Raw genomic sequence first — 26563 nt, forward strand, 5'->3', positions numbered from 1 at the left:
TGTGCGGGTAAACGATCTTATGTGTGTGTGTGTGCTGCTCGCCCCTGCCCCTAAAACAGATGCGATGTGAAGCTGTCCTGCCAGGTATTCGTGAGCGACGCCCCGAGGGCAAAAAACCGCTGATCGCTCAGCGGTTTTGCGCCAACTGGGCGATTACTGTTTGCCCTGCTTGTCCATCAACGCAGCCAGCATGTCGACTTCGTCCGAAGTCAGGTCAGTCAGCGGCGCGCGCACCGGACCTGCGTCGTAACCGGCAAGCTTAGCGCCCGCCTTGACAATGCTCACGGCGTAGCCGTGTTTGCGGTTACGGATGTCCAGGTAGGGCAGGAAGAAATCGTCGATCAGCTTGCCGACGGTCTCGTGATCGTCTTTGGCGATGGCGTGGTAGAAGTCCATGGCCATTTTCGGCAGGAAGTTGAACACCGCCGACGAGTAAACCGGCACGCCCAGCGCCTTGTAGGCGGCGGCGTAGACTTCAGCGGTCGGCAGACCGCCCAAGTACGAGAAGCGGTCGCCCAGACGACGGCGGATCGAAACCATCAGTTCGATATCACCCAGGCCGTCTTTGTAGCCGATCAGGTTAGGGCAACGCTCGGCCAGTTGCTCCAGCAGCGAAGGCGTGAGGCGGCAGACGTTACGGTTGTAGACGACAACGCCGATCTTGACCGATTTGCAGACCGCTTCAACGTGGAGGGCAACGCCGTCCTGGCTGGCTTCGGTCAGGTAATGAGGCAACAGCAGCAGGCCCTTGGCACCCAGACGCTCGGCTTCTTGAGCCATCTGAATGGCTTGGCGAGTAGGACCACCGACGCCCGCCAGGATTGGCACGCTGGTTTCGCAGGTGTCGACGGCAGTCTTGATGATTTCGGAATATTCGTCGCCAGTCAGGGAGAAGAACTCACCTGTGCCGCCAGCCGCGAACAGCGCAGAGGCGCCGTACGGAGCGAGCCATTCCAGACGCTTGATGTAGCCAGCGCGGTGGAAGTCGCCCTGGGCATTGAAATCGGTAACCGGGAAGGAAAGCAGACCGTGAGAGAGGATGGACTTCAGTTCTTGTGGATTCATTATTCGAACACCCTGGGGAGCTATTTTTGTGGATGAAGCACCAGTCCTGTGCTGATGTCGTAAGTCATCGTACAACTGAGGAAGGTATCACTCAATAGCGTTTTGAAATATTTATGACGGGCGAGGATGAGTGGTGCCCGGCTGATGTCGCCATGGGTAGCGGCGCCTGATCATCAGATGCCGCAGTCGCCCCAAGGGCTGCGCTAAATGGCGCTATTTGTAGGAGTGAGCTTGCTCGCGATCTGGCGAGAAGCGGCAGCATCCTTGTGAATGCGGCATGTCGGAACGAACTGCAGCTTCAGTTTTACGACTGCTGCGCAGCCGATCGCAAGCAAGCTCACTCCTACGGCATATGGCCAAAATCAAACGCTTTCACCGCCCTCTTGGATTATTCCGTAGTCCAGTGGTCAAGACGTTGTAGTCCTTCTCTGAAACTGCTCGCGCACCTGCCTGGAAAACCTTCTGCAGGGCGCGGCACGTCGCTAAAGTCGTTGCGGTTCAAATTCAAATTCTTAATCACCGCGAACCGCAAGAAACGAAACGAAATGGCAATTGATGCATTTTTGAAAATGGCTGACATCCCGGGTGAGTCACTGGACGCCCAGTTCAAAGACTGGATTGAGATGGAAGACTTTGATGTCGGCGCCAGCCAGTCAGCCTCCGCAACCACGACCAGCTCGGGCGGGGCCAGCAGTGGCCGCGCGAAAATGAGTGATTTGTACTTCCGAAAAGCTGTCGATAAAGCAACACCTAAGCTGCACGAAGCCTGCTGCAGTGGCAGGCACTTCAAAGAAGTGACCATCGCGTTAAATCGGGCGGGCAACGACAAGACCAAGTACCTGGAAATAAAGCTTGAGGAAGTGATTGTTTCTTCAGTTTCGCTGAATGGCAACGGCAGCAAAGAAACCGGTTTCCCCACTGAAACAGTCCGTCTGAATTACGCGCGGATCAAGATGACCTACATACAGCAGAAGCGCTCCGATGGATCAGGCGGCGGCCAGATAGTCGGGGGCTGGGATGGTGTTGCGAACAAGGTATACGCGTAACGCTGACCCGTTGGAGGATAGCTGACATGGCTGGTAAAAATGAGCGGAACCCGAATATTGCCTACTGCACCTATGTACTCAACGGCGAGCCGTTGAGTGAGTTGACGTGTGAGGGAAGAAGTTACGAAGCGTTTTCCGGAGATGTTGCGACGTACGTTAATAATGCACGCTATCAGGATGTAGTTAAGGAGGGGCCTTTGCCCCTCGGCAGGTATTACATATTAGACCGAGAATCTGGTGGCATGCTGGGCTGGATCAGACAACCAGTTAAAGACGTATTTGCAGGAACTGACAGGAGCGAGTGGTTCAGCCTTTACCGAGACGACGGCCAAGTGGACGACCAGACGACTATCAACAACATTCAGCGAAGCGCGTTCCGGATTCATCCGGTTGGACCACAGGGAATTAGCCAGGGCTGCGTGACCATGACATCGAAGTTGGCATTCGATGAGCTACGTCGATCCTTGAGAAATCTGCCAGGGGAAATCTTGCCTAGCACAGGAATCAAATACTTCGGAGTGTTGGATGTGCTGGAAAACTCTCAGGGGGCCAAATGATTAGAATGCTGGCGATATTCCTGCAAATCATCTTCATACTTACGCTTTCAATATTACTCGAACGCTGGGTGATGATTGGCGGACCGATGAAATGGATACTTCACACTGAAACCGGGATGAATGCTTATGTATGGCTACTAACGCTCTTCAATTTGGAGGGTCTGGAAGACGGCGAAGACATGCTCATTCTCTTGACGCTCAGCGTGACGCTTATTGCTTCAACGCTGACATGCGTAGCGCTCACCAAAGCCCTGCGGAAATTGAGGCGCTCACGGGTAGATCCAAACGTCGAATAACCCAGCCATAACCTTGTTCGATCAAGGGCACCGCAGCAATGCGATACCCTATCAATCAATCCACCTCAAGCCCGCTGCGATTCAGCCTCTTCATGGGCATGGCGCAGCCGCTCGCGGCTGTTGGTCAGGTGCAGGCGCATGGCGGCGCGGGCGGCATCGGAGTCCTGACGCGCGATGGCGTCGTAGATTTCTTCGTGCTCGCGGCTCAGGCGGCTCATGTAGTGCTGGTTGTCGTCGTGGGCCAGGCGCGCGGAGTTAAGGCGCGTGCGGGGGATGATGCTGGTGCCCAGGTGATTCATGATGTCGGTGAAGTAGCGGTTGCCGGTCGACAGAGCGATTGCCATGTGGAACTGGAAGTCCGCGCCCACGGCATCGCTGGCATGGGCCGCGCTTTCATTGAGAGCATCGAGGGCGGCGCGCATGTCGGCCAGTTGTTCGGCGGATCGGCGTTGAGCAGCGAGGCCCGCCGACTCGACTTCAAGACTGATGCGCAGTTCAAGAATCGCCAGGACGTCACGCAGGGTGACGATGGTGGCCGGGTCGATACGGAAACCGCTCGGGCTGGGCGTATCGAGGACAAAAGTGCCGATGCCGTGCCGGGTTTCTACCAGCCCGGACGCCTGCAAGCGTGAGATGGCTTCGCGTACAACCGTTCGGCTGACGCCCTGCTCTTCCATGATGGCAGACTCGGTGGGCAACTTATCGCCGCGCTTCAGTCCGCCCGTGCGGATGCGCTCGGAGAGTTCGGTAACCAATTCCTGCGCGAGACTGCGGTGCTTTCGGCGGGCGCGAGGCGGAGCGCTCTGATTTTCCATATCCAACATGCATCTCTAAATACGCTGAACGCTGATGATAGCTCACCGGGTTGTGCGATCACACAACAACCCCGGCGAGGCGCCTTGTTTACGACACTTTATCGCTTCAGCACTTTACGCTCAAAGTGCCGTTTCAGTCAGCGGCTGCTCATGCAACTGGCCGCCATCGATGCGCACGTGCCGACGGTGGAAGCGCTTGAGGCTGCTGCGGTGGCCGATGCTGAGCAAGGTCACGCTTGGCAACTCGTCCAGCACCGCCTGATACAGCGCGGCTTCATCCTCTTCGTCCATCGCTGATGTCGCTTCATCCAGGTACAACCAGTCCGGTGCGAACAGCAGGGCGCGGGCGAACGCGACGCGTTGTTGCTCACCCGGCGACAGCATGCGCTGCCAATGCTCGGTGTCGTCCAGTCGCGGAATCAGATGACCGAGGCGGCAGGTTTCCAGCACTTGCGCAAAGCGTTCGGCAGGGTAGACCTCGGGCGCCTGTGGATAACTTAACGCCTCCCGCAACGTGCCGATCGGCAGATACGGTTTTTGCGGCAGGAAGAACGCACGTTTGGCCGGCAATTTCACCGCGCCGTGGCCTTCTTTCCACAACCCGCCCATTGCCCGCAGCAACGTACTTTTGCCACTGCCGGAGCGCCCGCTGAGCATGACCTTCTCGCCTGCTGCAATGCTGATGTTGGCGTTGTTCAGCAACTGGCGACCGCCTGCGAGGGACAGCGCCAGGCCTTCGAGCTGCAAGGCGTCGTTCTCATGGCTGACCTTGATGGACGGCACGCGCGCTTCGTTTTCGTCCATGGCCTGACGGAAGCTGAGCAGACGATCGCAGGTGGCGCGCCACGACGCCAACTGGGTGTACGCGTCGATGAACCAGCTGAAGTTCTCCTGCACATTGCCGAACGCCGAGTTGATCTGCATCAGTCCGCCCAATTCGATCTTGCCGGCGAAGTAACGCGGTGCGGCCACGACGAAGGCGAAGACGATTGCGATCTGCGAGTAACCGGCGGTGAAGAACGTGAGGCGCTTCTGCACTTTCATGATGGTCCAGAAGTTGCTCCAGACCATGCCGAAGCGCGCGCTCAGGCGCTGATTCTCGTTGGCCTCGCCGTCGGACAGGGCGATGCTTTCGGCGTTCTCGCGAACGCGCACCAGCGAGAAACGCATGTCGGCTTCGTAACGTTGTTGTTGGTTGCTCAGCAGGATCAAACGCTTGCCGATCAAGTGAGTCAGCAAGCTGCCGACCGCTGCATAAATGAGCGCGGCCCAGAACATGTAGCCGGGAATGGTGATGCCAAACAGCTCGATGCTGCCGGACACGCCCCACAGAATCACCGAGAACGACACCAGACTGACGACGGTACGCAGCAGGCCCAGGCTCAGGCTCAGGGTGTCGGAAGTGAAGTTATTAAGGTCTTCGGACAGACGCTGGTCAGGGTTATCGGTGTAACCGCCCTGCTCCAGCCGGTAGTAGTTCTTGTGCGCGAGCCATTTGGCGAAATGCTGTTCGGTCAGCCAGCGACGCCAGCGGATGGTCAGCATTTGGGTCAGATAGAGGCGATAGACCGCGCCGAGAATGGCGATGGCAGCAATGCCGCAGAAGTACAGGATCAAATGGGTGAAGGCCCCAAGATCCTTGTTCTGCAGGGCGTTGTAGAAGTCGCGGTACCAGCTGTTGACCAGTACCGAAATGAACACGCTGAACAGCGACAGCACGATCACTGCGATCAGCAGCACCCAGGCCATGCCTTTTTCTTCGCTGCGCCAGTAAGGCGTCACCAGCTTCCAGACCCGGGAAAAGAAATTCCCGTTTACAGCGTCATTGACCCTGGATTCATCTACATCAAAATTCATGGCAAAAAGCTCGGCAGCGGGCAGTTATAGGCGTTGGCGCCAATGTGCCAGACGCCACAGGCGATCTTCCATGAAGAAATGTTTAAAGAGCCTTCCCTGCTTAACGACGGACCGGGCGCTTCTGCAACTTGCGCTGCAAGGTGCGTCGATGCATGCCCAGCGCACGCGCCGTCGCCGAAATATTGCCTTCGTGCTCGGTCAGCACGCGCTGAATATGCTCCCACTGCAGACGGTCCACCGACATCGGGTTTTCCGGCACCAGTGTGTCCAGGTCGGCATGTTCGGAGAGCAGCGCTGCCAGCACATCATCGGCATCGGCGGGTTTGCACAGGTAGTTGCAGGCCCCGCGCTTGATCGCTTCAACGGCGGTGGCAATGCTCGAATACCCGGTCAGGATCAGCACGCGCATTTCCGGGTCCAGTTCCAGCAGCTTGGGCAACAGCACCAGCCCCGAGTCGCCTTCCATTTTCAGGTCGACGGCGGCGTAGTCCGGAATGTCCTGCTGCGCGAGGGCCAGGCCCTCGTCGGCGGAACCGGCGGTGCTCACGCGAAAGCCACGGCGCGCCATGGCCCGTGCCATCACGCGGGTAAAAGTGGCGTCGTCGTCCACCAGCAGCAGGTGCGGCAATTCTTCGCCTTCAACCTGGATTTCGTCAGTCATGCTTCATCTCCTCGTGCGTCACGGGGCAGGCGCAGCTCGGTGAGCGTGCCGCCCTCCTCGTGAGGATAGAGTTTCACCGAGCCGCCCGCGCGGGTCACGCTGGCCTTACTCAAGAACAGGCCAAGGCCGAAGCCTTTGCCCTTGGTGGTAAAAAACGGTTTGCCAATCTGCTCGGCGATCGCCAGCGGGACGCCGGGGCCATGATCGCGGATGCTGATGCGAATCTCGGTGGCGGTCCAGTCCAGATTCACCTCGAGCCCTTCGGCGCAGGCATCGGCGGCGTTGTTGAGCAGGTTCAGCAGTGCCTGGGTCAGATCGGGCGGCGGCGCCAGCATTGGCACGTCTCCCTGCCCCAGACGTTGAAAGCGGTAAGTGGCTTCCGGGCGCATCAGGTGCCAGCGATTTAGCGCCTGATCGAGCCAGTGCGTGACCGTCTGCTCCTGCACTGAGAGCCGGCGATTCGCTTCAGCGGCACGCACCAGTTGCTGCAACGTCTCTTTGCACAGCTTTACCTGATCCTGCAGCACCGAAAGATCTTCCTGCAGCGCAGGGTCCTTGTGGTGATGCTGCATTTCCTTGAGCAACACGCTCATGGTCGCCAGCGGCGTGCCGAGTTCATGGGCGGCACCGGCAGCCTCGGTCGCCACCGCCAGCAATTGCTGATCGCGCGCCCCTTCTTCGCGGCGCAAGGCGCGCATGTGTTCCTGACGGCGCAGCTCTTCGGCCATGCGCGCAGCAAAAAACGTGATGACCCCGGCCGCCAGCGCGAAGCTCAGCCACATGCCGTAGATCTGCATGTTCTCGCGGGCCACGAAGGCATCCAGCGGAAAGAACTTGGCCAGCATCAGCGTGTACAGCGCCAGCGCGATGCCCGACAGGATCAGCGAATAACGCCACGGCAACGTCACGGCGGCGATCGTCAGCGGCACCAGATAATAAGAAACGAAGGGGTTGGTCGAGCCGCCGGAGAAGTACAGCAGCGCGCTGTGGATAAACAGGTCGAACGCCAGTTGCACGGCGTATTCGAGCTCGGTCACCGGCCACGAGGTGCGCAGGCGAATGGCCGTCAGCAGGCAGACGATCGCCGAGAAACCCAGGGTAATGTCCAGCTGCAGCCACGGCAGCGGCAGCAGATCGAACAGATAGGCGAAACCCACCGAACCTGCCTGTGCACCCAGCACCAGAATGCGGATGAACGTGAGGCGCCAGAGGTTCTGACGGGTGGCGGAAAGCAGTTGCAAGGGGGCGAGCATGAGCTCTCCTGATGAGCGCTCCAGGCGAATCGGAGCGAGTATAACCAATGGGACAACAGTTGCCGTCAAAGTGCGTCAAAGCGCCACATCCATTTGACGTGTGTGCGACGGCGCAGGAACAAGCCTGCGGGTTCACAGTCTCATGGGCATCCGTCCGCCGGGGGCTTGCAATGCGCCTCGGGACGGTTCGCCAAACAAGGAGTTTTTATGTTCAGCCTTCGCCCGACTGCCGCATTATTCACCCTCGGTGCACTCGCGCTGGCCAGCGCCCCTGCCCTCGCTGACGACGCTCGCTACAACCAGGTTTCAGTCCGCGCCGAGGTCAGCCAGGAAGTCCAGCGCGACCTGATGACCGTCACCCTCTTCACCGAATCGCAGAACACCGACCCGGCCAAGCTGGCTGCTGGCGTGACCGAGACGCTGAACAAGGCCTTGGGCGAAGCACGTGAGGTCAAGGACATCAACATCCGTCAGGGCAGCCGCAACAGCTACCCGATCTACGACGACAAAGGCCAGAAGATCACCGGCTGGCGCGAGCATGCCGAACTGCGCCTGGAAAGCGCCGACTTTGCCGCGCTGTCCAAATTGACCGGCGACCTGCTGGGCGGCGACATGAAAATGGGCGGTATGGACTTCTCGATTTCCAACCCCGCGCGCAAGACCAGCGAAGACGCGTTGCTCAAGGACGCTGTGACGGCCTTCCGCGCCCGCGCCAAACTGGTGACCGACGCCCTGGGCGGCACCGGCTACAAGCTGGTCAACCTGAACCTGAACACCTCAGGTTTTCCGCAACCGTATCTGCGAGCGCCGGTCATGATGATGAAGGCCGCCCGTGCCGACGCCGCGCCAACGCCGGATGTCGAAGCCGGCACCAGTCAGGTCAGCGTGGCAGCCGACGGTGTCATCGAAGTCGCTATCCCTTGATGCACACGGCGGCAGCCGATGGCTGCCGCTCTTTCCCTCCCCCTCCCCCCGCTTTTTCCGGCGATCCCGTCGCCCCTTCCCCATCAGCGCGGCACCCTTCTCCTACGGTCAAGAGCGATTCGACCGATTTTCACGCTGGCCGGAATAAATAGAATTGTCTCCGGAAACACACCCTTAACGCGCACTCAAGGCCGCCTGCACGCCAAGTGCCCGACCGTGCGCAGTCAACGATTCAAGGAAGAATCCAGTCATGCCTTTTCAAGCACAACCCGTAATGCCGGTCGATATGACCGCCCGCACCCTATGCAGTACCTTCGCGCTGGACCTGCTGACCCGAGTGGCCGAAAACCTTGCCCCAGACGCTTTTGCCCTGGAAATGAGCAACGTCTTCGGCAACGACATCCCGCCTCACCTCTACCTGAAACTGCAGGACAAGCTGCAGGCCGGTGAAGTGGCCAACCCTGAGGTCCTCCTGGCCTGGGATCTGGGCTTCGAAGCCGACTATGACAACCGCGAGCGGGTCATCCGCGTCGATTGGGCATTTTTCGCACGCACGACCGTCGATCCTCAGCATTACTGGTGGTTGGCGACCGCGCTGATCCACGAGTTCGGCCACCACATCGATAATGTCCTGCGTCGAGAACTGAGCAAAGAGCAACCGTCCGCCGCAACCGACGCACCCTTCGAAGAAGGCCACCTGTTCACCTTGTGGCTCACCGAAGCTGCCCGCCCGAGCCAGGACGATCTGACCTTCGCGACCTATTCCGAAGTGACCTCCACAGGCCCGGTCAATGATTACGCGATTTCCTGGCAGCAAGCCTGCCAAGCCATTCGCGATTATCTGGCCTCGACAAATCTGCGCTTCGAGCCATCCCACAGCCATTGCGATCGTGAAGCCTTCGAAGCCGGCAACGCAGAGGCAAAGGGCAGCACTCACCAGACGATTGAATGGGTCCTTCGGGATTTCAACTTCAGTCAGAACGAGATAGACGCGGTTTACTTCGGCAACTGGCTGCGGGACTACTCCCAGGTCGTCGATCCCAAGATCACCCGCGCAGCGGACATGCCAAAAGAATTTCCCGCGACCCTGTCCCGCGAGAGCTGGACCGACCTCGTCGATGTGCTGGCCGCGAAAAAATTCTTCGACCTGCGGATGCGCTATCCGAACGAAATGAAGGTCACGCCGCACAAGCTTGGTGTTTATCGTCCGGCGGAGCATATCGACAATCCGTTGGCCATCGACCCGCCGTTCCCGGACCCGAAAGTGCGCGACCCGGACTTCGAAGCCTGGGTGCTTCCCGGCGATCCATCCCTTGGCGCGGACCGAGACACGTCGATGAAGCGTTACATCGGCAACGCAGTGGGCTACATGGAAAAGGAGCTGCGTGTGGCCATGAAGCAGGGCCGTTCCCTTGACGGACTGCGCAGTTTCGGCGCCGCGCTGCATGTGCTCGAAGACCTGTTCGCCCATTCAAACTTTGCAGAGCTGAGCCTGATAAAAGCCGGGCATGTCAGGGTTCTGCCCTGGACCACGCCTACACACGTCAAATGGAATCTGCCGCTGGTCACGGGCACGTTCGGGGCCACGGACGTGATCGCCAGTCTGGCGGGACCGCTGGGCAAAATCCTCTTTTCCACCCGGGAGCTGGAGTTCGAGCTCACTCAGCCAGGCTATCGCTCGGACCGGGATAAGGTAATGCTGGTGTTACTGAGCGAACATCCTGACCAGGATTACTTCAATGCATTCAACGCGCTGCTGACGGCCAGGGACGGCCTGGTGACGCTTGCGAAGAAAATGGGCGTAGACACCCTCAAGTTCTATCGCTGGCTGATCAATACCCCGGCGGGCATTCTGCTGAACGCCTACAACAGCGCGGCGCAAGGTGTTCTGACCTGGATCGGCAACAGTGTCGACGACGCGCAAACGCTTCTGGGCAGTGACCCGAATGTCGATGCGGACCTTGAACCGAGCCATTCGCAACTTTCCAAAGATCACGCCGAACACCCGCTTCACGATCTGGCGGCGCTGCTCGCTACCGAGGCCGTGCGCAAGGTTGCCCAGTCCATGGTCGATTACTGGGCTGGCAAACCCGGGGCCGATCCGGTCGCCGTCGCGTCGGCACTCTTCTGCCATCCCGCCGACAGCGAATGGCAGTACCCGATCGTCACGGCATGGGCGGACAGCAATCCGACGGAAATCGCGCGCAGTGAATCGAAGAGCGAGCTGGACAAGACCCAGCAAGAGGCAATTGACGAACTTCGCGCCATCCAGACCACACTCTTCAAGGACAGTCAGCGCTATCTGGACTACGTTTTCAACAGCAAGGACCCGCAGCCGTCAGACTTTCAGGGCTATCTTGAGCAAGCATTCATTAAACTGGTTGCCAACACATCCTGGTGGAAAGAGCTGCAAACGCTCATCAAGTAATAAGCTTATGAATTTCCGTGGCTTGTTGCTCAAGTGAGCTGTGCGGCATTCTTGGCGGTCTATCATCCCGTCGATGAATTCAGGCATGAGTGCCGCACTTTATGAGGTTCACATGGACACCACCTTCAAACCCCTGCTCCTCGCAGCCGCAATGGCGCTGTGCGTTCCCTCGGTGCAGGCGGCCAGCACCCTTGTCTATTGCTCGGAAGCCAGCCCTGCCGGTTTCGATCCCAGCCAGTACACCAGTGGCACCGAGTTCGATGCGTCAGCAGAGACCGTCTTCAATCGCCTGACTCAGTTCAAGCGCGGCGGCACGGACGTCGAGCCCGGCCTTGCAACCCAGTGGGACGTGTCTGACGACGGTTTGACCTACACCTTTCACTTGCGCCCTGGCGTGAAATTCCACACCACGGACTATTTCAAACCGACCCGCGACTTCAACGCCGATGACGTGCTGTTCACCTTCAACCGCCTGCTGAACCCGGACGACCCGTTCCGCAAGGCTTACCCGTCGGAGTCGCCGTACTTTACCGACATGGGCATGAACACCACCATCAAGCAGGTCGAAAAGGTCGACGATCAGACGGTCCGTTTTCAGCTGAACAACATTGATGCGGCGTTCATCCAGAATCTGGCGATGAGCTTCGCCTCGATTCAATCGGCTGAATATGCCGCGCAACTGATCAAGCAAGGCAAGGCTGGCGACATCAACCTGAAGCCGATCGGTACAGGGCCGTTCGTGTTCAAGCGCTATCAGAAAGACGCGCAGATCCGTTACGTCGGCAACAAGCAATACTGGAAGCCGGAGGACGTGAAGCTGGACAACCTGATCTTCTCGATCAACACCGACGCCGCCACCCGCTTGCAGAAACTCAAGACCGGCGAATGCCAGATCAGCGGGTATCCGCGTCCGCAGGACATCGAAGAAGCGCAGAAGGACCCGAACCTCAAGGTGCTGAGTCAGGCCGGTTTCAACCTGGGCTTTCTTGCGTACAACGTGACCCATCCGCCGCTCGACCAACTGAAAGTGCGTCAGGCGCTGGACATGGCCATCGACAAGCCGGCCATCATCAAGGCGGTTTATCAGGGCGCCGGGCAGCTGGCACAGAACGCGCTGCCGCCGGCGCAATGGAGCTTTGATCCGAAGATCAAGAACGCGCCCCACGATCCGGAAAAAGCCAAGCAACTGCTCAAGGAAGCAGGCGTTGCGCCAGGTACGCAGATCAACCTGTGGGCGATGACCGTGCAGCGCGCGTCCAACCCGAACGCGCGCATGTCGGCGCAGATGATTCAGTCGGACTGGGCGAAGATCGGCATCAAGGCCAACATCGTCAGTTATGAGTGGGGCGAGTACATCAAGCGCGCCAAGGCCGGCGAGCACGACGTGATGATCTACGGCTGGACCGGTGACAATGGCGACCCCGACAACTGGCTCGGTGTGCTGTACAGCTGCGCAGCGGTGAACGGCAGCAACTACGCGAAGTGGTGCAACCCCGGCTACGACAAGCTGGTGACCCAGGCCAAGCTGACCAGCAACCGCGACGAACGCATCAAGCTGTATCAGCAGGCGCAGATGATTCTGAAAAACGACGTGCCGATCACCCCGATCGCCAATTCCAAAGTGTTTCAGCCGATGCGCAAAGAGGTACAGGACTTCAAGCTGAGCCCGTTTGGCCTGACGCCCTTCTACGGCGTGAGCCTGGCCGAATAAATCAGCCAAAACCAACAGCGAAGTAACACTTGTTGACCGAAGCGGGTGCAATCGCCACGTTGCGATGCACCTTTTTGGTGCTGCAAAGATATCGATATGCGACACGCAAACGTTCAACAGCGTCAGAAATTACACTTATGCGACATTCGTGTACGTTCGTGCCACTGTTTGTCACCTTGCTGGCGCCAACATCTTGCTTTGGGTATGGCGCCTGCATAAGTATCCGTGGGACCGGCTCAAAAGGCCGTACCCTCAATCAAAAAATGACAACAACTGAGGCCACCATGCTCAAAAAAGCGGTCATTCCGTTTCTACTCGGCGCAGGTTTGATCGCCAGCGCTCCCTTCGCCCATGCAGCATCGAATCTGGTGTTCTGCTCCGAAGGCAGCCCTGCTGGTTTCGATCCAGGTCAATACACCACCGGTACCGACTTCGATGCTTCGGCCGAGACCGTTTTCAACCGTTTGAGCCAGTTCGAACGTGGCGGCACCGCTGTCATTCCAGGCCTTGCTACCAGCTGGGACGTTGCTCCGGATGGCCTGACCTACACCTTCCACCTGCGTGAAGGTGTGAAATTCCACACCACGCCTTACTTCAAGCCGACGCGTACCTTCAATGCCGATGACGTGCTGTTCACGTTCAACCGCATGATCAACAAGGACGACCCGTTCCGTAAGGCGTACCCGACCGAATTCCCGTACTTCACCGACATGGCGATGGACACCAACATCACCAAGATCGAGAAGGTCGACGATCACACCGTCAAAATGACCCTCGGCACTGTCGATGCGGCGTTCATCCAGAACCTGGCGATGAGCTTCGCGTCCATTCAGTCCGCTGAATACGCAGCCCAGTTGCTCAAAGAAGGCAAGCCGGAAGACATCAACCAGAAGCCGATCGGCACTGGCCCGTTCGTGTTCAAGAGCTACCAGAAAGACTCCAACATCCGCTTCACCGGGAACAAGGACTACTGGAAGCCTGAAGACGTCAAAGTCGACAACCTGATTTTCGCCATCACCACTGACGCCTCGGTTCGAGTGCAGAAGCTGAAGAAGGGCGAATGCCAGATCACTGCTTACCCGCGTCCGGCTGACCTCGCTACGCTGAAGGCTGACCCTGCGTTGAAGATGCCTGATCAGGCCGGCTTCAACCTGGGTTACATCGCCTACAACGTGATGCCGAAGATCAAGGGCGAAGACAAGCCGAACCCGCTGGCTGACCTGAAAGTGCGTCAGGCGCTGGACATGGCTGTCGACAAGAAAGCCATCATCGACGCCGTGTACCAGGGCGCAGGCCAACTGGCAGTCAATGCCATGCCGCCGACCCAATGGTCTTACGACACCACCATCAAAGACGCACCGTTCGATATCACCAAGGCCAAGGAGCTGCTCAAGCAGGCGGGCGTGAAGGAAGGCACCGAGATCACCCTGTGGGCGATGCCGGTTCAGCGTCCTTACAACCCCAACGCCAAGCTGATGGCCGAGATGCTCCAGAACGACTGGAAGAAGATCGGCATCAACGCCAAGATCGTTTCCTATGAGTGGGGCGAGTACATCAAGCGCGCCAAGGCCGGCGAAAATGGCGCCATGCTGATTGGCTGGAGCGGCGACAACGGTGACCCGGACAACTGGCTGGGTACCCTGTTTGGCTGTGACGCCCTTAACGGCAACAACTTTGCCAAATGGTGTGACAAGCCGTTCGATACCTTGATCCACCAGGCCAAGGAAACCACCGATCAGGCCAAACGTACCGAGCTGTACAAGCAGGCTCAACACCTGCTCAAAGATGCGGTGCCTATGACCCCAATTGCACACTCGACTGTTTATCAGCCGATGCGCAAGGAAGTTCAGGACTTCAAGATCAGCCCGTTCGGTCTGAACTCGTTCTACGGCGTCAGCGTCAGCGGCAAGTAATATTTTTAAATGACCACTCGGTCGCATTGCCTCAGGGCAATGCGACCGCGTTGTCACGTGCACGATCGTTAAATGAAATTGACTATCGTTAGATGAGTAGTGACCGGACTACAGTCTCTGCCTACTAACGATAAGCACTTTTCCTACAAACTTTGAAGCACGCGTAACTATGGACTGTGTGGCGCCAGAGACTTACCTTCTGACGAGCCGCAAATAAAGCCCGTTGTTTATCTTGAACAGTGAGTTGTATTCAGCGTTGACTCTCCATTTGCGCAAACGATTGCAATGGATCGCGCAGGCATTCGCATTTAATGCGCCTCTCACGATAAGGAATATCATGCGTTCGAATATCGTTATGCCATCACTTATTGCAGCCGGCCTGCTGGCCATGACGCCCGTTGTTCAGGCCGCCAGCAAAAGCCTGGTCTTCTGTTCGGAAGGCAGCCCGGCCGGATTTGATATTGGCCAGTACACCTCCGGCACGGACAACGATGCCGCCGAGCCAATCTACAACCGTCTCGCCGAGTTCGCACGGGGCGAGACCACCGTGGTGCCTGCTCTCGCAACGAGCTGGGACATCTCCCCTGACAACCTGACCTACACCTTCCATCTGCGCGAAGGCGTGAAATTCCACAGCAACACGTTCTTCACGCCCACGCGCGACTTCAATGCCGACGACGTGCTGTTCACGTTCAATCGCATGCTGCACAAGGACCACCCTTTCCGCGTTGCTTACCCAACAGAGTTTCCGTTCTTCACCAGCATGGGCCTGGACAAGAACATCAAGTCGGTGGAAAAGACCGACCCAATGACCGTCGTGTTCACACTCAACAAAGTTGACGCGGCGTTCATCCAGAACGTCTCCATGAACTTCGCGTCAATTCTGTCCGCTGAATACGCTGACAAACTGATGGCTTCGGGCGATGTGCGTGATATTAACCAGGCACCCATTGGCACTGGCCCGTTCGTGTTCCAGCGCTATCAAAAAGATTCGCAGATTCGCTACGTGAAAAACAAAGCGTTCTGGGACCCGAGTCGCGTCAAGATTGATCAGTTAATCTTTGCGATCAATACAGATGCGTCGGTGCGCATTCAAAAACTTAAAAAAGACGAGTGTCAGGTGACACTGAATCCGCGCCCGGCAGACGTTGAGTCGATCGAAGCGGACAAAAACCTGCAGGTGATCAAAAAGCCCGGATTCAACCTCGGTTACATCTCCTACAACGTGCGCCACGCCCCGCTGGATAACCTGCAGGTCCGCCAGGCGCTGGACATGGCGGTGGATAAAAAAGCGATCATCGCCGCGGTGTATCAAGGTGCCGGACAGCTGGCCCAGAACTCCATGCCACCGACACAGTGGTCCTACGACGACACGGTCAAGGATGCGCCCTACAACCCGGAAAAAGCCCGCGAGTTGCTGCGCGCCGCCGGCGTCAAGGAAGGCACCGAACTGACCCTCTGGGCCATGCCGGTCCAGCGCCCCTACAACCCCAACGCCAAGCTCATGGCCCAGATGCTTCAGGCCGACTGGGCCAAGGTGGGCATCAAGGCGACCATCGTCAGTTACGAGTGGGGCGAATACCTCAAGCGCAGCAAGAACGGCGAGCATGACATTTCGCTGATCGGCTGGACCGGTGACAACGGTGACCCCGACAACTGGATGGGCACGCTGTACAGCTGCGCATCCATCGGCGGCAACAATTACTCCATGTGGTGCGACGAAAAATACGACGCACTGGTCAAGGCCGCCGTCTCGAACACCAACAAGGACCAGCGCATCGCGCTGTACAAACAGGCTCAGCATTACCTGAAAGAACAGGTACCCATTACGCCGATTGCCCACTCGACGGTGATCCAGCCGCTGCGTAAGGACGTGCAAGGTTTCCTGGTGAGCCCGTTCAACCGCAACAACTTCTCGGGCGTCAGCATCGCCGACTGATTCAAAAACATGCCTGGGGGCGCAACCACGCCTTTTGGCATTGCTTTATCCGCGTTTCGCCGGATAGGCAAGAAACTGGCCCATGGGCCGCACCACCGAGCGGGCTACACCATAAAAAGCCCGCCTCTAAAAAAGCAGCAATCGGGAGCTTCAAAACGTGAAAAAAGCCAGCACCGCTGTATTCGCCTTATCCGTCCTCGCCATCAGCGTCGCGGCCCAGGCAGAGCCGACCAGTCAGGAATTCGTTCCGACCACACTGGCCACCACCAACCTTCAGGGCGAAGCCAAGGGCTTTCTGGAAGACTCGAAACTGACCGGTTCGACCAAGAACTGGTACGCCAACGAACTGTTGCGCCGTGGCGGCGAGTTCACCCGCAAAGAGAACGGCGTCGTGGTCGACAGCGACCCGCGCCGGATCAACTGGGTTCAGGGCACCATCGTTGACTACAGCTCGGGCTTCACCCAGGGCACTGTCGGTTTTGCCACGCAAATGGCGGTCTACAACGCCGTTGCGCTGGACCGTGACAAAGACGACCTGATGGGCGGCGCCAACCGTACGCTGACCGAGAACAACGGCGACCCTGTCGGGCAGTGGAGCAAGATGGGCCTGGCCAACATCAAGGCGCGCGTTTCCAACACGACCCTGACCGCCGGCCGCCAGTCGATGAACACCCCGGTGCTGGCTTACATCGGCAACCGTGCGCTGCCTTCGAGCTTCGAAGGTGTGAGCATTCTGAGCGAAGAGTTCAACAACATCTCTTTCCAGGCCGGCAGCTTTGATCGCGTGTCGCCACGTACCGAGCAGAGCCTCACCAAGTTCCGCTCCGAGTACACCAACAACACCGCTACCGCTGACCGCGTTGACATCGCAGGTGTGGATTACAAACCGTTCAAAAGCCTGACCACCAGCTTCTACGGCTCCAATGTCCAGGACTTCTGGCATCAGTACTACTTCTCGGCTTTGCACGAAATAGGCGATACCGACGTACTGGGCCTGAGCACCAACCTGAACTACTACAAGACCAAGGATTCCGGTCAGGCCAAAATGGGCAAGATCGACAACGACACCTACAGTCTGTCGTTGACCGCAACGCACAAAGCGCACAGCTTCAGCGTGGCGTACCAGCAAGTCTTCGGCGACACGTATTTCGATTACCTGCACGACACCAACGCCATCTTCCTGTCCAACTCCCTTCTGTCGGACTTCAACGGACCTAACGAGAAGTCGGTGCAATTGGGCTACCTGTTGAACATGGCCGACTATGGCGTGCCGGGCTTGAAGTTCAACATCTACCAGGCGCGCGGCTTCGACATCGACGGTACCCATTACAAAGGCACCGCTTACGATGTCCGCGGCATGGACGGCGAAACTCACTACGAATACGGTGTTGGCTCTTCGTACACCCTGCAGTCCGGCCCGCTGAAGGCCTCGACCATGCGTGCGACCTACACCACGCACCGCGCGAGCGCCAACCAGGCCGACGGCAACATCAACGAGTTCCGTGTGGTCACCACGATTCCATTCAACATTATGTAATCAGCACGATCCATCGGGCCTCAAGGTGCGGTTCAACCGAACTTCGTGGCCCGATACCTACTCTTTTATGGCTTCATCACTTGCGGAGCGCGTTACTTGAAATCGACATTCAAACTCGCAACATTGCGCAGCGCGATCGCACTGGCGGTATTCAGCGTCGCGGTCGGCGTATCGGCCAAGCCTCTGGTGGTCTGCACCGAAGCCAGCCCGGAAGGCTTCGACCCGGCGCTCTACACCACCGCCGTGACCGCCGATGCGTCGGCGGAAACCATTTACAACCGTCTGGTGGATTTCAAGCCAGGCACCACGGAAATCGTTCCGGCATTGGCCGACACGTGGGAGATCAGCGATGACGGCCTGACCTACACGTTCCACCTGCGCAAGGGCGTCAAGTTTCACACCACCGAATACTTCAAACCGACCCGCGACATGAACGCCGATGACGTGGTCTGGAGCTTCCAGCGTCAACTGGACCCCAACCACCCTTGGCACAAACAGTCGGAGGTCGGTTACCCGTACTTCGAGAGCATGGGTTTCAAAGAGCTGCTGAAGAGCGTCGAGAAAGTGGACGACAGCACCGTCAAGTTCACCCTGACCCGCCGCGAATCACCGTTCCTGGCTGACGTCGCCATGGCCTTTGCCTCGGTGTACTCGGCGGAATACGCCGATCAGTTACTCAAGGCCAACAAGACCGGCAACCTCAACAGCCAGCCCATCGGCACCGGTCCGTTTATTTTCCAGCGTTATGCCAAGGACGCTCAGGTTCGCTTCAAGGCCAACCCGGATTATTTCCGTGGCAAGCCGCCGGCTGACACCCTGATCTTCGCCATTGCCACCGACAACAACGTGCGCCTGCAGAAGCTCAAGGCCAACGAGTGTCAGGTTGCGTTGTACCCCAAGCCGGACGACATTCCGAACATCAAGAAAGACCCGAACCTCAAGGTCGATGAGCTGAACTCGATGACCACCGCGTACATCGCCATGAACACCACGCACAAGTACATGAGCGACGTGCGCGTACGTAAAGCCATCGAGCTTGCGTTTGATAAAGAGGCCTATGTCAAAGCGCTGTTTGGCAAGGACAATGCTACCGTCGCCGTGAACCCGTACCCGGACACGCTGCTGGGTTACAACAAAGACCTGAAAAACCCTGCCCACGATCTGGACAAGGCCCGCGCGCTGCTCAAGGAAGCCGGCGTTCCGGAAGGTGCCGTGCTGACCCTGTTCACCCGTAACGGTGGCGGTCCGACCAACCCTAATCCGGCCATGGGCGCACAAATGATGCAGTCTGACCTGGCCAAAGTCGGCATTAAGTTAGATATACGCGTCATGGAATGGGGCGAAATGCTCAAACGCGCCAAAAACGGCGAACACGACATGGTGTCGGCCGGCTGGTCAGGTGACAATGGCGACCCTGATAACTTCCTGACTCCACTGCTCAGCTGCGAGGCCGCCAAAAACGGCGAAAACTACGCGCGCTGGTGTAATCAGAAGTTCCAGACGTTGATCGATCAGGCACGGGAAAAAACCGACCCGGCCGAACGCGCTTCGCTCTACGAGCAGGCTCAAGTGATCTTCAACCAGGACCTGCCATGGATCAGCATGGCCCACACCAAGGTGTTCACTGCCATGCGCAACAACGTAGAGGGCTACCACATCAGCCCTCTCACCACTAACAACTTCGCTACCACCCAAGTGAAGTAGAAGAATAATCCGGCGGGCTCTACCCAGAGACCCGCCGGAATACGCCTAACCGGCTGATGAGGTACACGAGAAGATGTTTAGTTTTATCGCTCGCCGAGTGGGGTTGCTCATACCCACCTTCTTCGGCATCACCTTGCTGACCTTCGCATTGATTCGCCTGATTCCGGGCGACCCTGTCGAAGTCATGATGGGTGAACGCCGGGTCGATCCGGAAATGCACGCCCAAGCCATGGAACGTCTTGGCCTGAACAAACCCCTTTATGCGCAATACATCGATTACGTCGGCAAGCTCGCCCATGGCGACCTGGGCGAATCGCTGCGTACGCGCACGAGCGTGTGGTCCGAATTCACTTCGCTGTTCCCGGCAACACTGGAACTGTCGATTGCGGCGCTGATCTTCGCAGGCATTCTCGGGCTGCTGGCCGGTGTGATTGCGGCACTGAAGCGAGGGTCCCTGTTCGACCATGGGGTAATGGGTATCTCCCTGGCGGGGTACTCGATGCCGATCTTCTGGTGGGGCCTGATCCTGATCATGTTCTTCTCGGTATCGCTGGGCTGGACCCCGGTATCGGGACGTATCGACCTGCTCTACGACATTCCCCCAAAACCGGCTTCATGCTGATCGACACCTTGCTCAGCGATGAAGAAGGTTCGTTCATGGACGCCCTGCGTCACCTGATTCTGCCGGCCATCGTGCTGGGCACCATCCCGCTGGCGGTCATCGCCCGGATGACCCGCTCCTCGATGCTCGAAGTCCTGCGTGAAGACTACGTGCGCACCGCCCGTGCCAAAGGCCTGTCGCCGGCTCGCGTGGTGTTCGTTCACGGCCTGCGCAACGCGCTGATCCCGGTACTGACCGTGTTCGGTCTGCAAGTGGGGACGCTGCTGGCCGGTGCGGTTCTGACCGAAACGATCTTCTCCTGGCCGGGCATCGGCAAGTGGCTGATCGAAGCCATCGGCGCCCGTGACTACCCTGTCGTGCAGAACGGCATCCTGCTAATCGCCTGCCTGGTGATTCTGGTCAACTTCGTGGTGGACATCCTCTACGGCTTTGCCAACCCACGCATTCGTCATCAGCGCTGAGATCCCTTTTTATGAGCACACCTACTCCCGTAGTAGCAGTCGATCAAAGCCTGCTCTACCCATCCGTCTACAAAGAGTTCTGGCAGCACTTCGCCAAGAACAAAGGCGCCGTCGCGGGCCTGGCGTTCATGCTAGTGATCGTGTTCTGCGCCCTGTTCGCGCCGTGGGTTGCCCCCCATGACCCGAGCGAGCAATACCGTGATTTCCTGCTGACCCCGCCGGTCTGGCTCGAAGGCGGCCAATGGCAGTTTCTGCTGGGCACCGATGAACTGGGCCGCGACCTGCTGTCGCGCCTGATCCAGGGTTCGCGCCTGTCGCTGTTGATCGGTTTGTCGTCCGTAGTGATGTCGCTGATTCCGGGGATCCTCATGGGTCTACTGGCCGGTTTCTTCCCGAAAATCCTCGGCCCGACCATCATGCGTCTGATGGACATCATGCTGGCGCTGCCGTCGCTGCTGCTGGCTGTGGCCATCGTCGCGATCCTCGGCCCTGGCCTGATCAACACCGTCATCGCCATCGCCATCGTTTCCCTGCCGTCCTACGTGCGTCTGACCCGTGCAGCGGTGATGGGCGAACTGAACCGTGACTACGTGACCGCCGCGCGTCTGGCCGGCGCAACGCTGCCGCGCCTGATGTTCATCACCGTGCTGCCCAACTGCATGGCGCCGCTGATCGTTCAGGCCACTTTGAGTTTCTCCTCGGCAATCCTCGACGCTGCGGCGCTGGGCTTCCTGGGTCTGGGTGTACAACCGCCGACGCCTGAGTGGGGCACCATGCTCGCTTCGGCCCGCGACTACATCGAACGCGCCTGGTGGGTGGTGAGCCTCCCGGGTCTGACCATTTTGCTCAGCGTGCTGGCAATCAACCTGATGGGCGACGGTCTGCGCGATGCGCTGGACCCGAAACTCAAGAACGCCGCCTGAGGACGTCCGAATGTCTCTTTTAAACATCAAGAACCTCAACGTGCGCTTTGGCGACGCCACGGCCACCCCGGTCGTCGACGGCCTGGATCTGGCCGTCGACAAGGGCGAAGTGCTGGCGATCGTGGGCGAATCGGGCTCGGGTAAATCCGTGACCATGATGGCGCTCATGGGCCTGATCGAGCACCCCGGCATCGTCACCGCCGACGCCCTGGTCTTCGACGGCAAGGACATGCTCACGCTCAATGCGCGCCAGCGTCGCAAGATCGTCGGCAAAGACATGTCGATGGTCTTCCAGGACCCGATGACCGCGCTGAACCCGAGCTACACCGTGGGCTTCCAGATCAAGGAAGTGCTCAAGCAGCACTTGGGTCTGTCCGGCCGCGCTGCCCATCAGCGTGCGCTTGAGCTGCTGCAGAAAGTAGAGATTCCGGGCGCCGCACAGCGTCTGGACGCCTACCCGCATCAACTGTCGGGCGGCATGAGCCAGCGTGTTGCGATCGCCATGGCCATCGCCGGCGAGCCGAAGCTGCTGATCGCCGACGAACCGACCACTGCGCTGGACGTGACCATTCAGGCGCAGATCATGGACCTGCTGCTGGCCCTGCAAAAAGAGCAGGACATGGCGCTGGTGCTCATTACTCACGACCTCGCCGTGGTGGCTGAAACCGCTCAGCGGGTCTGCGTGATGTATGCCGGCCAAGCCGTCGAAGTGGGTCAAGTACCGGGGCTGTTCGACGTCCCGGCGCACCCGTACAGCGAAGCGTTGCTGGCGGCGATTCCCGAGCACAGCATGGGCGCCGCGCGCCTGTCGACGCTGCCGGGCATCGTGCCGGGTCGCTACGACCGCCCAAGCGGTTGCCTGCTGTCGCCGCGCTGCCCTTACGTCCAGGACAAATGCCGCCAGCAACGCCCGGGCCTCGACCCGAAAGCCCATAGTCTGGCGCGTTGCTTCTTTCCGCTGAATCAGGAGGTGGCGTGATGAGCGAAATCGTACTGACCGCTCGTGACCTTACTCGTCACTACGACGTGTCCCGTGGGCTGTTCAAGCCCCATGCAACCGTGCGCGCGCTCAACGGCGTGTCGTTCGAACTCGAAGCTGGCAAGACGCTGGCGGTGGTAGGTGAGTCCGGCTGCGGCAAGTCGACGCTGGCCCGCGCGCTGACGCTGATCGAAGAGCCTTCTTCGGGATCGCTGAAAATCGCTGGCCAGGAAGTCACCGGCGCGACCAAGGCACAACGCAAGCAACTGCGCAAAGACGTGCAGATGGTGTTCCAGAGCCCGTACGCGTCGCTCAATCCACGGCAGAAAGTCGGCGATCAACTGGGCGAGCCGCTGCTGATCAATACCAGCCTTTCCGCCGCCGAACGTCGCGAGAAAGTGCAGGCGATGATGGCTCAGGTCGGTCTGCGTCCCGAGCACTATCAGCGCTACCCGCACATGTTCTCCGGCGGTCAGCGTCAACGTATCGCGCTGGCGCGGGCGATGATGCTGCAGCCTAAAGTGCTGGTGGCAGACGAACCGACGTCGGCCCTCGACGTGTCGATTCAGGCCCAGGTGCTGAACCTGTTCATGGACCTGCAGCAGGAGTTCAACACCGGTTACGTGTTCATCTCCCACAACCTGGCGGTGGTGCGTCACGTCGCCGACACGGTGTTGGTGATGTACCTCGGTCGCCCGGCCGAAATGGGTCCCAAGGACGAGATCTACAACCGTCCGCTGCACCCGTACACCCAGGCGCTGCTGTCAGCGACCCCGACGATCCACCCGGACCCGTCGAAGCCGAAGATCAAGATCGTCGGCGAACTGCCAAACCCGCTGAACCCGCCGTCGGGCTGCGCGTTCCACAAGCGCTGCCCGTACGCGACCGAACGCTGCGCCGCCGAAGTGCCGGAGCTGCGCTGGGTCGACAACCGTCAGGTGGCCTGCCATTACGCGGAACAGTTTGTGGCGTGAGGGCTGAGTAAGAAAAAGGCCGTTGCGTGAGAGCGCAACGGCCTTTTTTTGTGGCTTGATTTTGTGGCGTCTGAACCACTGCTTCGCGATAACGGATGAGTTTAAGCGCCGGCGTGTTTCCCGGCTGAAGCCGGTCCTACTGAATGCGCGCGATTTAACTGTAGGAGCCGGCTTGCTGGCGAACACGGTGGGTCAGTCGACACAGGTATAGCTGACACACCGTGTTCGCCAGCAAGCCGGCTCCTACAGGGGATCGCGTGCATTCAGTACGGTCTTTAGCAGGGAATGAAACGGTTCCATCGTAGAAAGAACCACTTCAATACACATCCCGCCGATACCGGCCCTGCTCAATCAAATCCCGCACCGCGTCCGCACCCAGCAACGCGTTCAACGTCGCATCCACACCGGCCGCCATGCCTTCCAGGCTGCCGCAGATGTAGATCACAGCACCCTCGGCCAGCCAGCGACGCAGCTCGTCAGCCGCCTCACGCAAGCGGTCCTGCACATAGATTTTTTCAGCCTGATCCCGAGAAAAAGCCAGGTCCAGACGCGCGAGATCGCCACTCGCCCGCCAGCTATTCAGCTCATCCGCGCAGTGGAAATCGTGGGCACTGTTTCGCTCGCCAAACAGCAACCAGTTGCGCTGCTCACCGGAAGCAATGCGCGCCTTGAGCAAGCTGCGCAGGCCCGCCAACCCCGTCCCGTTACCAATCAAAATCATCGGCACCGACTCGGCCGGCAGATGAAATCCACTGTTGCGACGCACCCGCACACTGATCGCGCCGCCCACCGCAACATGCTCGGTCAGCCAGCCCGAGCCCAGCCCAAGGCTGCCATCGGGGTGCAGCTCCTGGCGCACGATAAGCTGCAACACACCGTCCTCGGGAATCGACGCAATCGAATACTCGCGCATCGCCAGCGGCACCAGCGCATCGATGAACGCCTGCGCGTGCAAGCCAACCAGATGGCTGCGATTGACCGGCAACTGACGCGTGGACAAGGCTTGCCCAAGAGTCTCGCTCAAGCCATCGACGGTGATCTGCGTATCAGCAGGAATGCCCAGTCCGGACAGGAACTGCTCGACCGCAGAGACCGGGTTGCGCGGCAACACCTCCACCAGATCGCCGGCCTCCCAGCGGGTCGCTGAATCGCACGTCAGGCCGAGCAAGAACACTTTCGAACCCACGCTTGCGGGGTTCAGCCACTCCCGCGCCACGAGCGTCCAAGTCTGATAATCCGGCGCTTGCCAGACGGTCGTCGGCGTCGAGCCCGTCAACTGGCCCAATTGCTGCTGCCAGTGTTGCAGCGCCGCACCGTCGCCGCTGTCCACTTCCACCGGAGCGAACAGCGTGCGTCCGCCGCGCTCGGCCAGCCAGCCGTGCAGCCGCTGAGCGAAACCGCAGAACTGTTGATACTGCCGATCCCCCAACCCAAGCACTGCGTAGTTGAGATTGTCCAGCGCCAGCGGCCGGCCCAGCACTTTGCGCTCGAATCCGCGGGCACTGTCCGGCGCCTCGCCGTCGCCAAAGGTGCTGACGACGAACAACGCGTTGCGGCTCTGATGCAGGTCGTGCTCGGTGATGTCGCCCAGACGCTGGACGTTCACCGGCACACCGGCGGTTTGCAGCTGGCTCGCCGTCTGCCAGGCCAGTTGCTCCGCGAACCCGCTCTGGCTGGCAAAGCCGATCAACCAGGCCGCGCCCTGCTCGCCGGTTGTTGTCGACACTTCACCGCGAGCGTTACGGATCTCGCGCTTCTTGCGACGACGGTCCAGGTAGAGCAGCCAGCCGGTGATGAAAAACAGCGGCATCAGCAGCGCGGCAACGGTCACGACGATGCGCCCGACCAGGCCAAAATAGCTCCCGGTGTGCAGCGCGTAGTTGCTGACCAACAGCTGCGCGCCGAGGCTTTTCTCGGAATAGCGCGACACCGCCTTGAGCGCGCCGTCGGCCGGATCGAGAGTCATCTGGTTCAACGCGCGGGGGTGCGGCCCTGTTTTAAGGAGGTAAAACACCGTCGCCATCTGGCCCGGGGCCTGGGGCATGCGCAGGTTGTAGGCCTTGAGATCCGGGCCGGCAGCGCTCTGGATGGTCTGCCAGATGGCGTCATAGTCCGGCGCCGAGGCCGTGATTGCTTTGGGTGCCTCTTTCACGGCCGGGCCAGGACGCGGCCCTGCGCCACGGCGCTGTTCGCCCCCCACGGGAGGATCGCCAATCAGCTTGGTCATGCCGTTGCTGAACCAGTCGTAGGACCACATCAGCCCGGTGATCGCCAGCAGCAGATAGATGATCAGGCACCAGGTGCCGAACACCGAATGGAGGTCCCAATTGAAACTGCGTCCCTTCTTCGCCCAGTCCATGGTCAGCCAGACGCGCCAGTTCAGCGGCTTGCGCGGCCAGCGCAGATACAGTCCGGACAGGCAGAAGAACACGAGGATCAGTGTGCAGGCTGCGGTGACTTGCTTGCCGTATTCACCTGCGGCAAGGAATCGGTGCAGGTTGAGGATGAAGCCGAAGAAGTCCTGACCCATCGCGTCCTCGGTGAACGCGCCGGTGTAGGGGTTGAAGTTGTGCATCTCGCCGCGACGCTGTCCCGGCGGCGGTGTGAACCAGACCTGGGCGATTCTGTCGCCGTCGACGTCGATACGGAACATCGCCACCGTGTCTTTGCCCTGGGCTTCAACCTTGCTGACCATTTCGGCCAGTGAAAGTTGACGGCCCTGGGGCTGCACGAACAGCACATCGGGGTTGAGCACGTCGAGTATTTCGTCCTCGAAGGAATACAGCGCACCGGTGATCCCCATCAGGGCAAGCACCAGACCGGCCGTGATTCCGAAGAACCAGTGCACTTGAAACAGGACTTTCTTCAACACCCTCGACACCTCACTCACCCGCTACG

19 protein-coding genes and 1 pseudogene are annotated in these 26563 nt (G+C 59.3%); 14 read left to right on the forward strand and 6 right to left on the reverse strand.

Annotated features, from left to right (window positions below; translation table 11 throughout):
* Positions 1–153: 153 nt before the first annotated feature.
* Positions 154–1065: a 5-dehydro-4-deoxyglucarate dehydratase gene (gene kdgD, locus OKW98_RS24750; protein ID WP_122534960.1), complete on the reverse strand. Its 912-nt coding sequence runs from the start codon at positions 1063–1065 to the stop codon at positions 154–156.
* 545 nt (positions 1066–1610) lie between these two features.
* Here kdgD and OKW98_RS24755 point away from each other — a divergent pair.
* From OKW98_RS24755 to OKW98_RS24765, 3 genes are read left to right on the forward strand one after another with little or no spacing between them, the layout of a single operon-like run.
* Entirely contained in the window at positions 1611–2111 is a 501-nt protein-coding gene (locus OKW98_RS24755; protein ID WP_265387070.1) for an Hcp family type VI secretion system effector, read from the forward strand.
* A gap of 26 nt (positions 2112–2137) precedes the next feature.
* Complete coding sequence (locus OKW98_RS24760; protein WP_265387071.1) at positions 2138–2668, forward strand: DUF2778 domain-containing protein; 531 nt, start codon at positions 2138–2140, stop codon at positions 2666–2668.
* Positions 2665–2964, forward strand: a complete 300-nt coding sequence (locus OKW98_RS24765; protein WP_265387072.1) for a hypothetical protein — start codon at positions 2665–2667, stop codon at positions 2962–2964. Before OKW98_RS24760 ends, OKW98_RS24765 begins: the two co-directional genes overlap by 4 nt.
* 65 nt (positions 2965–3029) lie before the next feature.
* Here the strand turns inward: OKW98_RS24765 and OKW98_RS24770 are convergent, their stop codons facing one another.
* From OKW98_RS24770 to OKW98_RS24785, 4 genes are all read right to left on the reverse strand, one after another.
* Complete coding sequence (locus OKW98_RS24770; RefSeq protein WP_133776307.1) at positions 3030–3779, reverse strand: FadR/GntR family transcriptional regulator; 750 nt, start codon at positions 3777–3779, stop codon at positions 3030–3032.
* Between the two features lie 120 nt (positions 3780–3899).
* Complete coding sequence (locus OKW98_RS24775; protein ID WP_265387073.1) at positions 3900–5636, reverse strand: ABC transporter ATP-binding protein/permease; 1737 nt, start codon at positions 5634–5636, stop codon at positions 3900–3902.
* 100 nt (positions 5637–5736) lie between these two features.
* On the reverse strand, positions 5737–6297 hold the full coding sequence (locus OKW98_RS24780; protein WP_065990162.1) for a response regulator transcription factor: 561 nt from the start codon (positions 6295–6297) through the stop codon (positions 5737–5739).
* The gene (locus tag OKW98_RS24785) at positions 6294–7550 is read right to left on the reverse strand and encodes an ATP-binding protein (RefSeq protein WP_265387074.1); all 1257 of its coding nucleotides are present in this window, start codon (positions 7548–7550) and stop codon (positions 6294–6296) included. Before OKW98_RS24785 ends, OKW98_RS24780 begins: the two co-directional genes overlap by 4 nt.
* Before the next feature lie 207 nt (positions 7551–7757).
* On the opposite strand from OKW98_RS24785, the gene OKW98_RS24790 reads away from it, so the two are divergent.
* The 11 genes and pseudogenes from OKW98_RS24790 to OKW98_RS24840 all read left to right on the forward strand — a co-directional run bounded on the left by OKW98_RS24790 (position 7758) and on the right by OKW98_RS24840 (position 23665).
* The gene (locus OKW98_RS24790; RefSeq protein ID WP_265387075.1) at positions 7758–8474 is read left to right on the forward strand and encodes an SIMPL domain-containing protein; all 717 of its coding nucleotides are present in this window, start codon (positions 7758–7760) and stop codon (positions 8472–8474) included.
* A 250-nt stretch (positions 8475–8724) separates the two neighbouring features.
* The gene (locus OKW98_RS24795; protein ID WP_265387076.1) at positions 8725–10902 is read left to right on the forward strand and encodes an HET-C-related protein; all 2178 of its coding nucleotides are present in this window, start codon (positions 8725–8727) and stop codon (positions 10900–10902) included.
* A gap of 112 nt (positions 10903–11014) precedes the next feature.
* Positions 11015–12613: an ABC transporter substrate-binding protein gene (locus OKW98_RS24800; protein WP_265389830.1), complete on the forward strand. Its 1599-nt coding sequence runs from the start codon at positions 11015–11017 to the stop codon at positions 12611–12613.
* 284 nt (positions 12614–12897) lie between these two features.
* Positions 12898–14526, forward strand: coding sequence for an ABC transporter substrate-binding protein (locus OKW98_RS24805; RefSeq protein ID WP_265387077.1), 1629 nt, complete (start codon positions 12898–12900; stop codon positions 14524–14526).
* A gap of 337 nt (positions 14527–14863) precedes the next feature.
* Positions 14864–16465 carry an ABC transporter substrate-binding protein gene (locus OKW98_RS24810; RefSeq protein WP_265387078.1) on the forward strand — a complete coding sequence of 534 codons (1602 nt, stop codon included), beginning with the start codon at positions 14864–14866 and terminating at the stop codon, positions 16463–16465.
* A gap of 157 nt (positions 16466–16622) precedes the next feature.
* The gene (locus OKW98_RS24815; RefSeq protein WP_265387079.1) at positions 16623–18002 is read left to right on the forward strand and encodes an OprD family porin; all 1380 of its coding nucleotides are present in this window, start codon (positions 16623–16625) and stop codon (positions 18000–18002) included.
* A 96-nt stretch (positions 18003–18098) separates the two neighbouring features.
* Complete coding sequence (locus OKW98_RS24820) at positions 18099–19706, forward strand: ABC transporter substrate-binding protein (protein ID WP_265387080.1); 1608 nt, start codon at positions 18099–18101, stop codon at positions 19704–19706.
* Between the two features lie 73 nt (positions 19707–19779).
* Positions 19780–20789, forward strand: a pseudogene (locus OKW98_RS24825) (ABC transporter permease subunit).
* Positions 20790–20800: 11 nt separating this feature from the next.
* A complete protein-coding gene (locus OKW98_RS24830) occupies positions 20801–21712 on the forward strand; it encodes an ABC transporter permease subunit (protein WP_265387081.1) in 912 nt (303 codons plus the stop codon).
* 10 nt (positions 21713–21722) lie between these two features.
* Positions 21723–22691 carry an ABC transporter ATP-binding protein gene (locus tag OKW98_RS24835; RefSeq protein ID WP_065990186.1) on the forward strand — a complete coding sequence of 323 codons (969 nt, stop codon included), beginning with the start codon at positions 21723–21725 and terminating at the stop codon, positions 22689–22691.
* Positions 22691–23665, forward strand: coding sequence for a peptide ABC transporter ATP-binding protein (locus OKW98_RS24840; RefSeq protein ID WP_065990188.1), 975 nt, complete (start codon positions 22691–22693; stop codon positions 23663–23665). The genes OKW98_RS24835 and OKW98_RS24840 overlap by 1 nt, the downstream gene beginning before the upstream one ends.
* A 316-nt stretch (positions 23666–23981) precedes the next feature.
* Here the strand turns inward: OKW98_RS24840 and OKW98_RS24845 are convergent, their stop codons facing one another.
* Entirely contained in the window at positions 23982–26534 is a 2553-nt protein-coding gene (locus OKW98_RS24845) for a sulfite reductase flavoprotein subunit alpha (RefSeq protein WP_265389831.1), read from the reverse strand.
* Positions 26535–26563: the final 29 nt, after the last annotated feature.

Origin of the sequence: Pseudomonas sp. KU26590 (genome assembly GCF_026153515.1) — a bacterium.
Taxonomy (GTDB): Bacteria; Pseudomonadota; Gammaproteobacteria; order Pseudomonadales; family Pseudomonadaceae; genus Aquipseudomonas.

Excerpts from the sequence above, each read along its gene's own strand:
- OKW98_RS24755 (WP_265387070.1), top strand. The coding sequence starts at position 1,611 with ATGGCAATTGATGCATTTTTGAAAATGGCTGACATCCCGGGTGAGTCA.
- OKW98_RS24785 (WP_265387074.1), bottom strand. The coding sequence starts at position 7,550 with ATGCTCGCCCCCTTGCAACTGCTTTCCGCCACCCGTCAGAACCTCTGG.
- OKW98_RS24795 (WP_265387076.1), top strand. The coding sequence starts at position 8,725 with ATGCCTTTTCAAGCACAACCCGTAATGCCGGTCGATATGACCGCCCGC.
- OKW98_RS24800 (WP_265389830.1), top strand. The coding sequence starts at position 11,015 with ATGGACACCACCTTCAAACCCCTGCTCCTCGCAGCCGCAATGGCGCTG.
- OKW98_RS24770 (WP_133776307.1), bottom strand. The coding sequence starts at position 3,779 with ATGGAAAATCAGAGCGCTCCGCCTCGCGCCCGCCGAAAGCACCGCAGT.
- OKW98_RS24835 (WP_065990186.1), top strand. The coding sequence starts at position 21,723 with ATGTCTCTTTTAAACATCAAGAACCTCAACGTGCGCTTTGGCGACGCC.
- OKW98_RS24780 (WP_065990162.1), bottom strand. The coding sequence starts at position 6,297 with ATGACTGACGAAATCCAGGTTGAAGGCGAAGAATTGCCGCACCTGCTG.
- OKW98_RS24790 (WP_265387075.1), top strand. The coding sequence starts at position 7,758 with ATGTTCAGCCTTCGCCCGACTGCCGCATTATTCACCCTCGGTGCACTC.
- OKW98_RS24810 (WP_265387078.1), top strand. The coding sequence starts at position 14,864 with ATGCGTTCGAATATCGTTATGCCATCACTTATTGCAGCCGGCCTGCTG.
- OKW98_RS24840 (WP_065990188.1), top strand. The coding sequence starts at position 22,691 with ATGAGCGAAATCGTACTGACCGCTCGTGACCTTACTCGTCACTACGAC.
- OKW98_RS24765 (WP_265387072.1), top strand. The coding sequence starts at position 2,665 with ATGATTAGAATGCTGGCGATATTCCTGCAAATCATCTTCATACTTACG.
- OKW98_RS24805 (WP_265387077.1), top strand. The coding sequence starts at position 12,898 with ATGCTCAAAAAAGCGGTCATTCCGTTTCTACTCGGCGCAGGTTTGATC.
- OKW98_RS24830 (WP_265387081.1), top strand. The coding sequence starts at position 20,801 with ATGAGCACACCTACTCCCGTAGTAGCAGTCGATCAAAGCCTGCTCTAC.
- OKW98_RS24760 (WP_265387071.1), top strand. The coding sequence starts at position 2,138 with ATGGCTGGTAAAAATGAGCGGAACCCGAATATTGCCTACTGCACCTAT.
- OKW98_RS24775 (WP_265387073.1), bottom strand. The coding sequence starts at position 5,636 with ATGAATTTTGATGTAGATGAATCCAGGGTCAATGACGCTGTAAACGGG.
- kdgD (WP_122534960.1), bottom strand. The coding sequence starts at position 1,065 with ATGAATCCACAAGAACTGAAGTCCATCCTCTCTCACGGTCTGCTTTCC.